Genomic DNA, 12056 nt, shown 5'->3' with positions numbered 1-12056 from the left:
AATGACCAATAAGCCACCTTTTCTGCCATGACACGCAGCATCGCCCTCCTCGTCTATCCCGGCTTCCAGCTGCTCGACGCCGCCGGCCCGCTGAGCGCCTTCGAAGCCGCCAACGGCGTAGTGCCGGGCAGCTACCGGCTGGAAGCGCTGTCCCTCACGGGCGGCCCGGTGGCGAGCTCCGGCGGCATCCAGATCCTGACCCGTGCGGCGGAAACCTTGGACGTCATCGATACCCTGCTGGTGGCCGGAGGCGACGGCGTGGATGCGGCCTCGGCCGACACCGACACCCTCGCCTTCGTTAGCGCCGCCTGCACGGCCGCCCGGCGGGCCGCCAGCGTGTGCTCGGGGGCCTGGCTGCTGGCTTCCGCCGGCCTGCTGGACGGCCGCCGCGCCACCACCCATTGGCGGCGCTCGCCGGCTTTCGCCAAGCGCTTTCCCCAGGTTCAGCTGGACGCGGACCGGATCTACATCCGCGACGGCAAGTTCTGGACCTCGGCGGGCATCACCGCCGGCATTGACCTGAGCCTCGCGCTGATCGCCGACGACCTGGGCGACAGCGTCGCCCGCCAGGTGGCGCGGCAACTGGTGGTGTATTACCGGCGCCCCGGCGGGCAATCCCAGTTCTCGGAGATCGCCGGCATGCAGGTGGCCGGCGGCACCTTCACGGACTTGCTGGACTATGTCCGGCACAACCTGCAGGCGCGCCTGGACGTGGACGAACTCGCCGCACGGGCGTGCATGAGCCCGCGCCACTTCGCGCGGCGCTTCAAGGCGGAGATGGGGGTGACGCCGGCCCGGGCGGTCGAGCGGCTAAGGGTGGAAGCCGCCGCTGCGGCGCTGGAGAGCGCCAGCGCATCGGTGCAGGCGGTGGCGCGCAGTTGCGGCTTCGGGGACGCGGAGCGCCTGCGCCGCGCTTTCCTGCGGATTCACGGCGTGCCGCCGTCGTCCCGGCGGCGCGGCCGTGTAGAAAAAGATCAGACGCCGGCCAGCGCGCCGCGCAGTTCGCCGATCACCGAGTTGTAGCGCTGCGGGTCGCTGTCCTTGCTGGCCCCGAAGACGGCCGAGCCGGCCACGAAGGTGTCGGCGCCGGCGCGGGCGATCTCGGCGATGTTGCCGACCTTCACCCCACCGTCGATCTCCAGCAGGATCTTGCGGCCGCTACGCTCGGCATAGGCGTCGATCTTGGCGCGAGCCTCACGCAGCTTGTCGAGGGTGCCGGGAATGAAGGACTGGCCGCCGAAGCCCGGGTTCACGCTCATCAGCAGCACCACGTCGAGCTTGTCCATCACGTAGTCCATCCAGTTGAGGGGCGTCGCCGGGTTGAACACCAGGCCGGCCTGGCAGCCGCTGTCGCGGATCAGGCCGAGGGTACGATCGACGTGGTCGGAGGCGTCCGGGTGAAAGGTGATCACGTTGGCGCCAGCCTTGGCGAAGTCCGGCACGATGCGGTCCACCGGCTTGACCATCAAGTGCACATCGATCGGCGCCGTGGTGTAGGGGCGGATCGCCTCGCAGACCAGGGGGCCGATGGTCAGGTTGGGCACGTAATGGTTGTCCATCACGTCGAAGTGGATCCAGTCGGCGCCGGAGGCGATCACGTTGCTCACCTCTTCGCCGAGCTTGGCGAAATCGGCGGACAGGATGCTGGGAGCGATGCGGTAGGTCATGGGTAGATCCTGGCAGGGGAGACGCGGAGGGGCGCCAGTTTACCCGCCCCGCTCAGGTCCGCCAACGCGGGCCGGAGGAAGGCCAGCGCCCGAGCGCTGCGGTTGCAGCTGAGGGGCAATTCAGTTTCAATAAGGACTCCCCAACCCGAGCGTCCACAAAAATGACAAGCGCCATCGACCAGGAAACCATCGAGGTCACTGCCGTATCCCGCTTCATCGAGGAGCAGTCAGACCTGGAAGCGAACCGCTACGTGTTCGCTTACCACATTACCATCCGCAACGTCGGCCGCATCACCGCCCAACTGGTCAGCCGCCACTGGATCATCGCCGACGCCGAAGGCACGGTGCAGGAAGTCCAGGGCGCTGGCGTGATCGGCCAGCAGCCGGTGCTGCAGCCCGGCCAGTCCTTCGAATACACCAGCGGCTGCACCATCGCCACGCCGGTAGGCACGATGAAGGGCAGCTACCAGATGGTCGCCGAAGACGGTACGCCCTTCGACGCAGACATCCCCGAATTCACGCTGGCCATGCCGCGCACCCTGCACTGAGGGCCACGCGGCCGGCCGGCACTCACACGACGAACTGGCCGATCGCCTTGCTCATGCGGTCCACCGACTGATCCAGGCTCGCCACGGCGCTCTGGGTCTGGCTCACCACCTCCACGTTCTGGTCGGTCATCGACGCCACCCGCTCGATGCTCTGGGCCATCAGCGTCATCGCGCTGCGCTGCTCGGCCGACGAATGGGTGATGTCGTTCACCATGCCGAGGGTGCGCTCCATCTGGGTGTTGATCTCCTGCAGTGCGCTCTGCGCCCCCTGCACCAGCAGCACCCCGTCGCGCACCTGGCCGGCGCCATCCCGCATACCGTCCACCGCCTTCTGGGTCTCGCTCTGGATGCCGGCCACCATCGTGCTGATCTCCTGGGTCGCCTTGCCGGTGCGCTCGGCCAGCTTGCGCACCTCGTCGGCCACCACCGCGAAGCCTCGGCCCTGCTCGCCGGCACGCGCTGCCTCAATGGCGGCGTTTAGGGCCAGCAGGTTGGTCTGCTCGGCGATCTCGCGGATCACACCGGTGATGCGTGAGATCTCCACCGACTGCTGGCCAAGCAGCTCCACCTGCCCGGCGGCATCGCGCACCGTATCGGCAAGGATCATGATCATGTCGCAGGCCTTGGCCGACACCTGGCCGCCGCGCTCCGACACCTCGCTGGCGGTCTGCGCCGCGCCGCGGGTAGCGCCCGCGTGCTCGGCCACCTCGCCGATCGCCACGGTGATCTGCTGGATGCCGGCCGCCGCCGATGAGGTCGCATCGCTCTGCACCCGTGCCGCCTCGTTCACATTGCTGACGCCGGACGCCACCTCACCCGACACCACCGCCACCTGCCGGGCCGTGTCGCCCATGCCCTGCACGGTGGCCTGCACCGACGACACGAAGCGGTCCGCATCGCGGGCAATCTCGCCGAGCACATCGCAGCGGGACAGCTCGAAGCGCTGACGCAGGTCGCCGGTGCTCAGCAGGCGGCCCAGGTAGGCGTGCAGCGCCTCCGCATCCCGAGCCAGGCCAGGCACGAAGCCGAGCAGGAAGCACAGCCCCCACAGCAGGCCCAGGCCACCCGCACCGAGCATGAACTCACGCATGAACGGCAGGCTGACAAAGCTCTGCGCCACCGCGCCGGCCGCCAGCACCAACAGCAGGCTGCCCGCCCCCACCAGTTGGACCGGCGCCGAGGCGAACGCCGCCCACGGTGAGCGGTGCGCCGGCACCACCCGGCCATGCTCGATGCGGATAGAACGATCACCCTCGCGGACGCGCCGGTAGGCGTCTTCCGCAGCCCGCACGTCCTCGCGGGATGGGCGCGAGCGCACAGACTGGAAACCGACCACCCGGCCGTTCTCTCGCACCGGCGAGGCATTCGCCACCACCCAGTAATAGCCACCGTCACTGCGCCGGTTCTTCACCAGCCCGCGCCACGGCAGGCCGGCCTTGAGGTCGCGCCACATGTCGGCGAAGGCCTCCTTCGGCATGTCCGGGTGGCGCACCATGTTGTGGGGCTGGCCGAGCATGGCCTCGCGGCGGTAACCACTGATGTTGGCGAAGGCCTCGTTGGCCTCGACGAGGCTGCCATGAAGGTCGGTACGGGAATAGATGAACTCGCCCTCGGGAAGCAGTGTTTCAACGTTCGTGACGGGAAGGTTCGTGCGCATTTTGGATCACCGTATTTCGTGGGTTTGCCCGGCCTGCACCATATCTGGCGCGGAAGAAACAGCACGGGAACTGGTCCTGGGAGACCAAATGCAGTTCCTGTGCCAAGCATCCGCTGGAGCAAGCGGCCGATACCATGCAGGCGCGCCCGGAATACGCAGAACAAGCCCCGTCAAGCCTGTCCGCGGCATCCCCGGTTTTGCATGGGCATATGAACAAACTCACCGTCAAAAATGGAAAAATTAAAAAATGCCCAGTGACTTTGTCGACAAACTGACTTTTTCGACACTATTCAGGCTTTATTGCAGCGCACCAAACCTTCTTTCCGCACCATCACAGTGCATTTTTCGGAGAATCACAACGCAGGACGCGGCCTGCGGGCGGGCATGGTGCTTGCTGAAGTGTAGCCATCCTCCATTGCAGCTCTTCGCAGGCAATCACCGTGCAAGCACAACTCGGACGCTCCCGCCGAACCAGCCTCATCACGCCCCGGGCAGTGGACAGGACCCGCATCCTCGACACGCTGGTGAACAACCTCGAGGGTATGGTCTATCGCAGCATGGACGACGCCTACCGGACGATGGTCTTCATCAGCCAGGGCAGCGCCGAGCTGTGCGGCTACGCCCCGGCGGAGATCGTCGACAATGCCTGCATCTCCTGGGAAGAGGTCACCCATACCGACGACCGGGCCCGCGTCCGCGCGCAGATCCGCAGCGCTGCCCGCAATGGCCAGCGCTTCGCGGTGCAGTACCGCATCACCACCGCCAGCGGTCACACCAAGTGGGTGCTGGAGCGGGGCATCACGGTGCCCGACGAGCAGGGCAAGAGCGTCATCGAGGGCTACATCGAAGACGTGACCCCGCGACGCGCCACGCTGGAGGCGCTGGAGCGCACTGAGCTGCGCTACCGCCACATCTTCGAATACGCGTCGGAGGGCATCTTCCAGACCACCCGCGACGGCTGTTACCTGGCCGCCAACCCGGCGCTGGCCCGGCTGTACGGCTACGAGACGCCCCAGCAGCTGATGGCCGACCTGTCCGACATCGAGAGCCGGCTCTATGTGGACCCCAGCCGCCGCGACGCCTTCCGCCAGCAGATGGAGAGCCACGGCGAAGTCATCAATTTCGAATCCCTGGTGCGCCGGCGCGACGGCTCGATCATCTGGATTTCCGAGAACGCCCACACCGTACGCGGGCCCCAGGGTGAGTTCATCTGCTACGAGGGCACCGTCCAGGACATCACCGAGCGCAAAAGCACCGAGGAACACCTGCGCCTGCTGGCCACGGTATTCTCCAACAGCAATGAAGCGATCATCGTCACCGATGCGCAGAACCGCATCATCGCCACCAACCAGGCCTTCACCAAACTTACCGGCTACCCGCAGGAAGAAGTCGTCGGCCAGAACCCGCGCGTGCTGTCCGCCGGCAACACGCCGCCGGAAATCTACAAGGAGATGTGGGACAGCCTGAACGACAGCGGTGCCTGGCAGGGAGAGCTGTGGGACCGCCGCAAGAACGGCGAGCCCTACCCCAAGTGGCTGTCAATCTCCCTGGTCCGCGACGAGAACGGACAGGTACAGAACTACATCGGCAACTTCATCGACATCTCGGAGCTGAAGGCCTCCGAAGAGCGCATCCGCCACCTGGCCCACCACGACACGCTGACCAACCTGCCCAACCGCTTCAGCCTCAACGAGAAGCTGGAGCAGGCGATCGGCTTCTGCCACCGCAACGACATGCAGATGGCACTGATGCTGATTGATCTGGATCGCTTCAAGGCCATCAACGACACCCTCGGCCACCATGTCGGCGACGAACTGCTGATCCAGGTCGCCAACCGCCTCAGCAACACGGTGCGCAAGAGCGACATCGTGGCCCGCCTGGGCGGCGACGAGTTCGTCGTCGTGCTGCCCGACGTGGACACCCCTGCCGACGCCGCCTATGTGGCCGACAAGATCGTCGCCGCGATCTCCGCGCCCTACCTGATCAACGGCCAGGAACAGCGCACCTCGCCGAGCATCGGCATCTGCATGTACCCGGACGACGCGCTGGAAATCGGTGACCTGCTGAAGGACGCCGACGTGGCGATGTATTACGCCAAGGCCAAGGGCCGGGGCAACTACCAGTTCTTCACCGAAGGCATGAACGCCGCCACGGCCCAGCGCCTGGCCCTCGAATCGGAACTGCGCGTCGGCCTCGAACGGGAGCAATTCGTGCTGTACTACCAGCCTCAGGTGGACCTGCGCAGCGGCCGCATCGTCGGCGTGGAAGCGCTGGTGCGCTGGCAGCACCCGACCCGCGGCCTGGTCCCGCCATCCGAGTTCATCCCGGTGGCCGAGGAGGCCGGCATCATCGACGCCCTCGGCGACTGGGTACTGCAGGAAGCCTGCCGCCAGCTGCGCGACTGGCGCGACAAGGGCCTCGGCACGATCCGCATGTCGATCAACCTGAGCACCGGCCAGTTCCTCGACAAGACCCTGCCACAACGCATCCATGACCTGCTGGAACACCACAGCCTGCCGGCCGAACTGCTCGACCTAGAAGTCACCGAGTCGGTATCGATGGCCTCCCCCGACGAGACCATCGAGGTCATGAAGGCGCTCACCGAGAGCGGCCTGACCCTGTCCATCGACGACTTCGGCACCGGCTACTCGTCGCTGGCCTACCTCAAGCTGTTCCCGATCCGCACGCTGAAGATCGACCGTTCCTTCGTGAAGGACATCGAGACCGACCCCAGCGATGCTGACATTTGCGACGTGACGGTGCTGCTGGCCCACAAGATGGGACTGGAAGTGATCGCCGAGGGCGTCGAGACGGAGGCCCAGCTCAAGTTCCTGCTCAGCATCGGCTGCGAGAAGATCCAGGGCTACCTGATCAGCCAACCGCTGCCAGCCGACCAGGCCGAGACCTTCCTGCTACAGCGCGCACCGATGACCGGCCTGGGCACCGTAGACCTGTGGTCCACGCCATGAGCCTGTAAACGCCACGGGCGCCGCCCGAAGGCGACGCCCGTGGTGCCGCGCGGCAAACGGCACGGCTCAGGCCAGCGCCGTCACGGGTACTTCGAAGTGCTCCAGCAACATCTGCACGATGGCTGCCAGCGGCAGATCCTCAGCGCTGGTCGGCACCGGCAGCAGGGGCGCGCCATCCGGCTCGGGGAAATCCAGGTTGATACCGTAGCGGCCGGGCCGCTGGCCGTAGGCGTACACGTAGGCGGCAAGCCCCACATCAGCATGGCTGAAGAAGCCCACCGCCTCCTCGTTGTTGCGCCACGCCTCGCTGAGCACCACACCGGCACGGGACAGCGGGCCTTCCACCTGTTCCATCAGGTGGGCAATCGAGCGGTACTTGTTCATCGCGGTTCTCCTGGGCTTTGTTCAGTTGGCGGTGTGACGCAACAGCTTCAGGCAGGCGAGGGTAGACGCCAGGTCCACCGCGCGGGCGTCGTCGAAGTTGCGGATGTAGGGATCGGCACCGGCGGCCAGCAAGACCTCGACCACGTCATCGCGGCCACTGGAGGCCGCGTACATCAGGCAGGTGGCGCCGGTGTCATTGATGTTGTCCACGTCGGCACCGGCGGCGATGAGGCGCGCCAGCGTCGGCTTGTCCCGCGACACGCAGGCCAGCCACAGGGCCGTGTTGCCGTCGCCGTTGCGGCGGGCCGGACTCACGCCGGCCGCCAGCAGTTCTTCCACCAGATCGGCGGAGCCGGCATAGGCCGCGCGCATCAGCGGCGTGAGGCCCTGGGCGCGGGGCGCATCCAGGTCACTCGGATCGAACCCGAACTCAGCCACGAAAGCCTGCAGCGCATCGCTGGCCGACACAGGCAGGGCCACCGAGGCGAGGCCGCCAGTGCGCTGCGCCAGCGCCGCGTTGAGGGGCTCGAAACCGCCATCCACGCTGTACACCTCAACGAAGCGGAAGTCGGAAAACATCTCGGCGTACACCTGGCTGGCATTGCCGTGGTAACAGTAGATCAGCACCGGGGTGCTCTTCGGCAGGCGGCGGATGGTGCCACCGAGCAGGGCTTCGGTGAGGTGCTCAGCTCCATCGATATGGCGCCGCTCGAAGGTCGCCCGGTCGCGCACGTCGTAGACGGCCAGAGCCGGCAGCGTGCTGCTACCGCGTCGCTGGATCAGGTCGGCGGCGGTATCCGCGTCGATGCGGACGAAGCCGGTAGCCGTGGTCTGGGAGGAACTGGAAGTGATCGTGGAACTCATCGCAGGGCATCCTTGCGCCCCGGGTAAGGGGGCGTGGTTTCAACGCGGCCGTCGATGACCGGCAGGCCGATGGTGAAGTGGTAGAGGGTCTGGAAGGCGCCGTCGTCGAGACCGGCCACGCCATGCACCGGATCGTCGAAGAAGCAGCCGATACCGGTACCGCGCAGACCCAGCGCCTCGGCTTCAAGGTAGAGCACCTGGCCGAGGGCGCCGGCCTCCCGGTACAGGTCGCGGTAGGCCGGCGGATCGGCATCGACCAGCTCGGCGAAGGGCGCCAGCATGCCGAAGGCGATGCAGGCGTTCGACGCGATGTCCTGATGGCAGTGCAGGCTGCGGGCCACCCGGCGCAGTTCCAACGGGTCCGCCGGGGCCAGGCTGAACAGGGTGTCGGCGGCGAGCAGGCCATCCACCGGCAGCAGCTTGTAGCGGGCCTGCAGGCGTTCGGCCAGGCCGCCCTCGACGGGGCCGCGGGGCAGGAAATAGACGCCGGGCGCCAGGCCTTCGACCCGATGGACGAACATCAGCAGACCGACACGCGCCCCCGCCGCGGGGCGCAGGGCTTCCAGCAGGCGCTCGAAATCGGCGCGCCCCATCACGTGGGCCGGGTCGAAGCGCTGGGCGCTGCGCCGCCGCAGGATCAGGGACGCCGGCTGCACGCGCGGGATGCGCTGCGGGTTGGACGCCGCGCCGCTGTCGTCGGCACGCCGCGTCGCCGCCGCCACCTCGGCGATGACCGGCCAGCGGAACATCGGGAAACGGTCGATCAGGCTGGCCACGCCCTGCCAGCGGGCAGCCCCGCCGGCCTCGTGCAGGGCCACGGGATCCAGCCAGGTGGCGCCGCCGGCGAAGTCCACCGCCAGCAGCAGCTCTGCCTCCTCCTGGCTGACCTCGGCACGCCGGCCGGGGAACTCGGCCGAGCGGTCCAGCCCCAGCAACGTCGCCAGCGTGTGGCTACCGACCTGGGACTGTTCGACCATCCGCCAGCCCAGCAGCGCCGCTGCGTAATCGAGGCAGGCCTGGGCGTGGCCGGTGTCCAGCTGGCAGTAGCGGAAGGCCCGCTCGCCATACTTCCAGGCTTCCCGCCACATCACGCAGGACAGGCCGACCGCCAGCACCGGGCCAGCCGCCAGCGGCTGCAGATGCACCGCCCGCAGTTCCAGCGCGTGGATCTCCGGTCGGTAATGGTAGAGCCCGTCGGCCAGCGCCGGAATGCCGGCCACCAGCACGTAGGCCTCGACCGGGTGGAGGTTGCCGCTCGACGGATTGGCACGCACAGCCCAGCGATCCGGCCCGAGGGTTTTCCAGGCAGTCAGGCCGAAGGACAGGTGCAACAGCGCACCGATGCTGGCCAGGTCGGGGATGGCCGGCGTGACCGGCGCCGCAGTCAGATGTTCGGCGCGGGCCAGCGGCAGCTCGATCGGCGGCACGCCCTCGTAATGGCGGAAGGCCGCCGGCTGGGCATCCCAGTCCAGTGTACCGGGGCCAGCGGCATAGGCCTCGAAGCGGTGCTTGCTCCGCTGATGATAGGCCTGCACCACCGCCGCAGCGGAAAGGGGCATAGGCACGACATCGGGCGGGGCGGCGAGGGTCTCGGACATGATGCGGACACAGAACGGGTTGCCCCCGATTCAGCAAGATCGGTGCCTACCCCGAACAACCGCATATTTCGAGCCAAAACGAGGCCCAGCAGTCTTCTCATGACTCCGGGTCTGGCCAGCGCATCCGACAAACCCCTGCATTTTGTCGGTTTCGTGACAGCCTCGCAGCAGACAATGAAACCCCATCCCTTGCTGTGCATCGCTTCATCCTACGTGCCGGCAAGGCCATTTCACACAACAAGAACAGCAAATATATCAATATTGTTGAATGCATTGATTTTTCACAAAACGTAACGAAATTAGCTGCCGGACAATCGCGGTGCCCCGGCACCAACAGCTATAAGACAAGACCTCATATCGAGGCACGAAAAGCCGCCATACAGGAATTGCGCGCCCAACCAGCATAGTCAGGCCATACCATGTGGATCAGCAGAACAGAATACGAACGGCTCCAGGCCCAACTCCGCCACGCCAGAGAGCGGGAAGCGGGATTACAAGCGGAAAACGAGGCCTTTCAGCGGGAAATCGACACCTTGCGCCGTGCGGAAGACGAAAAGCGCATCCAATGTGAAAACCTGCTCGGCGTCGTACAGCGCATGGCCGAGTTTGGCTCCTCGCTGACCGGAGCCCAAGGTAGTCTGGCCGAAATGGCCGGCCTGCTCCGGAACGAGAAGGACAAGGCCGTCGAAGCCGCCCATGTGTCCAAGGCCAGCGGGCAAGCAACCACGGAGATCGCCGAAAGCCTGCAGCGCCTGGCGGCCGAATCGGAGAAGTCGGCGACGGAAGTGGCCACCCTCGCCCAACGGGCCGACGAGATCGGCGCCATCGTCAATCTCATCCGCGGCGTTGCCGATCAGACCAACCTGCTGGCCCTCAACGCCGCCATCGAGGCGGCTCGCGCCGGTGAGGCCGGCCGCGGTTTCGCCGTCGTTGCCGACGAAGTCCGCAAGCTGGCCGAACGCACCTCCAGTGCTACCGCCGACATCTCGGCGCTGGTGGAACGCATCCACGACGATTCGACCCAGGCACGCGACAGCATGCGGCGCCTGGCCGAGGCCTCCAGCCAGTTCAGCGATCGCGGCCAGCGCGCCACCGAGGACATGCGCCTGCTGATGGGCCTGTCCGCCAACATGGAGAACGTGATTGCCGGCAGTGCGATGAAGAGCTTCGTCGAAGTTGCCAAGATCGACCACATCGTCTTCAAGTTCCGCATTTATCTGGCCATTTTCGGCCTCCTCGACCTCAAGGCGTCCGAGCTCGCCACCCACACGGCGTGCCGACTCGGCAAGTGGTACTACGAAGGCGAAGGCCAGGCCTGCTTCAGCCAGTTGCCGGGTTACAGGGAAGTCGAGCCGCCGCACATCGAGGTGCACCGGGCCGGCGTGGAGATACTGACCGCCTACGCCAACGGCAACATGGGCGCGGCGCTCCGCCATCTCGATGTGATGGAACAAGCGTCGATGCGCGTTCTCGACAACCTGCAGAGAATGGGCGAAGCGGCACTGAACGATCCATCCATTCTGTGCCAGGAAGACGGCGACCACCGGCACTGACGCCTGCCACAAGGGCAGGACGGCGCGCATTGACGCCCCCGCCCGCGCCGCCGAGAATCCGGCGCCATGCCCAGCCTCGACACCCTCCTCGCCTTTCTCGGCATTTCCGTGCTGATCACCCTCGCACCGGGCCCCGACAACCTGATGGTCATCGGCCACAGCCTGGCGCGGGGCCGGCGCGCCGGCCTGGCCTTTGGCCTGGGCTGCGCGGCCGGCTGCATGACGCACACCGCATGGGCGGCCCTCGGCATCGCGGCGGTGGTGCGCGCCTCCCCCAGCCTGCTCCTGGCCGTCAAGCTGGCCGGCGCGGCCTGGCTGCTGTGGCTCGGTATCCAGGCCCTGCGTGGCGGCGGACGCCTTTCCCTGGCGAACGGCCTGCCAGCCCAGCCGTGGCAGCGCGACCTGCGCCGCGGCTTCGTCGCCAATGCGCTGAATCCCAAGGTCGGCCTGTTCTTCCTGGCCTTCCTGCCCCAGTTCACCGATCCGGCCCACGGCAACCCGAGCTTGCAGATGCTCGCCCTCGGCCTGCTCTTCACGATCCAGACCGCCATCGTGTTCAGCGCACTGGCATTGGCCGCCGGCGCCATCGGCCGCCTGCTGGCCCGCCGCCCGCGGCTCGGCCCGTGGCTCGACCGCCTGTGCGGCGTGCTGTTCATCGGCCTCGCCGCCCGCCTGATCGCCAGCGACACCTGATCCACCCACTGCCCGGCCAGCACCCTCGGGGCGAATGAACGCCCCCCAAGGATGAACTCGCCCCTACAATCGACTTCGTCCAACCACGTTTTCGGGGCGAATCCACCCGCCCCCACATCCAAA

10 protein-coding genes and 1 pseudogene are annotated in these 12056 nt (G+C 66.9%); 6 read left to right on the top strand and 5 right to left on the bottom strand.

What is annotated here, in order from left to right; all coding sequences use genetic code 11:
• Nucleotides 1-27: 27 nt before the first annotated feature.
• Complete coding sequence (locus AC1PPK_RS08480) at nt 28-1023, top strand: GlxA family transcriptional regulator (RefSeq protein WP_481117401.1); 996 nt, start codon at nt 28-30, stop codon at nt 1021-1023.
• Here the strand turns inward: AC1PPK_RS08480 and rpe are convergent.
• Nucleotides 975-1667 carry a ribulose-phosphate 3-epimerase gene (gene rpe / locus AC1PPK_RS08475; RefSeq protein WP_481117400.1) on the bottom strand — a complete coding sequence of 231 codons (693 nt, stop codon included), beginning with the start codon at nt 1665-1667 and terminating at the stop codon, nt 975-977. The genes AC1PPK_RS08480 and rpe overlap by 49 nt on opposite strands.
• Nucleotides 1668-1828: 161 nt before the next feature.
• On the opposite strand from rpe, the gene apaG reads away from it, so the two are divergent.
• Nucleotides 1829-2215, top strand: coding sequence for a Co2+/Mg2+ efflux protein ApaG (gene apaG, locus AC1PPK_RS08470; RefSeq protein WP_481117399.1), 387 nt, complete (start codon nt 1829-1831; stop codon nt 2213-2215).
• 22 nt (nt 2216-2237) lie between these two features.
• On the opposite strand, the gene AC1PPK_RS08465 is transcribed toward apaG, so the two are convergent.
• A complete protein-coding gene (locus tag AC1PPK_RS08465; RefSeq protein WP_481117398.1) occupies nt 2238-3872 on the bottom strand; it encodes a methyl-accepting chemotaxis protein in 1635 nt (544 codons plus the stop codon).
• A gap of 440 nt (nt 3873-4312) precedes the next feature.
• On the opposite strand from AC1PPK_RS08465, the gene AC1PPK_RS08460 reads away from it, so the two are divergent.
• Nucleotides 4313-6841: a sensor domain-containing protein gene (locus AC1PPK_RS08460; protein WP_481117397.1), complete on the top strand. Its 2529-nt coding sequence runs from the start codon at nt 4313-4315 to the stop codon at nt 6839-6841.
• A 66-nt stretch (nt 6842-6907) separates the two neighbouring features.
• Here the strand turns inward: AC1PPK_RS08460 and AC1PPK_RS08455 are convergent, their stop codons facing one another.
• Genes AC1PPK_RS08455 through AC1PPK_RS08445 form a run of 3 tightly spaced genes read right to left on the bottom strand, consistent with a single transcriptional unit; the run spans nt 6908 to nt 9687 of the window.
• The gene (locus tag AC1PPK_RS08455) at nt 6908-7225 is read right to left on the bottom strand and encodes a hypothetical protein (protein WP_481117396.1); all 318 of its coding nucleotides are present in this window, start codon (nt 7223-7225) and stop codon (nt 6908-6910) included.
• Between the two features lie 21 nt (nt 7226-7246).
• Nucleotides 7247-8089 (bottom strand): ankyrin repeat domain-containing protein, encoded by an 843-nt coding sequence (locus AC1PPK_RS08450; RefSeq protein WP_481117395.1) that lies wholly within the window; start codon nt 8087-8089, stop codon nt 7247-7249.
• Nucleotides 8086-9687, bottom strand: a complete 1602-nt coding sequence (locus tag AC1PPK_RS08445) for a nitroreductase family protein (RefSeq protein WP_481117394.1) — start codon at nt 9685-9687, stop codon at nt 8086-8088. The genes AC1PPK_RS08450 and AC1PPK_RS08445 overlap by 4 nt, the downstream gene beginning before the upstream one ends.
• An 836-nt stretch (nt 9688-10523) precedes the next feature.
• Between AC1PPK_RS08445 and AC1PPK_RS08440 the strand changes: the two are divergent.
• The 3 genes and pseudogenes from AC1PPK_RS08440 to AC1PPK_RS08430 all read left to right on the top strand — a co-directional run.
• Nucleotides 10524-10772, top strand: a pseudogene (locus AC1PPK_RS08440) (methyl-accepting chemotaxis protein); the annotation flags it as partial.
• 15 nt (nt 10773-10787) lie between these two features.
• Nucleotides 10788-11240 carry a CZB domain-containing protein gene (locus AC1PPK_RS08435; RefSeq protein ID WP_481118196.1) on the top strand — a complete coding sequence of 151 codons (453 nt, stop codon included), beginning with the start codon at nt 10788-10790 and terminating at the stop codon, nt 11238-11240.
• A gap of 66 nt (nt 11241-11306) precedes the next feature.
• Nucleotides 11307-11933 carry a LysE family translocator gene (locus AC1PPK_RS08430; RefSeq protein WP_481117393.1) on the top strand — a complete coding sequence of 209 codons (627 nt, stop codon included), beginning with the start codon at nt 11307-11309 and terminating at the stop codon, nt 11931-11933.
• Nucleotides 11934-12056 lie beyond the last annotated feature (123 nt).

This window comes from Zoogloea sp. JDB1, assembly GCF_056724025.1.
The sequence above is the reverse complement of the archived record's forward strand: the minus strand, read 5'-3'. Positions and strand labels throughout refer to the sequence as shown.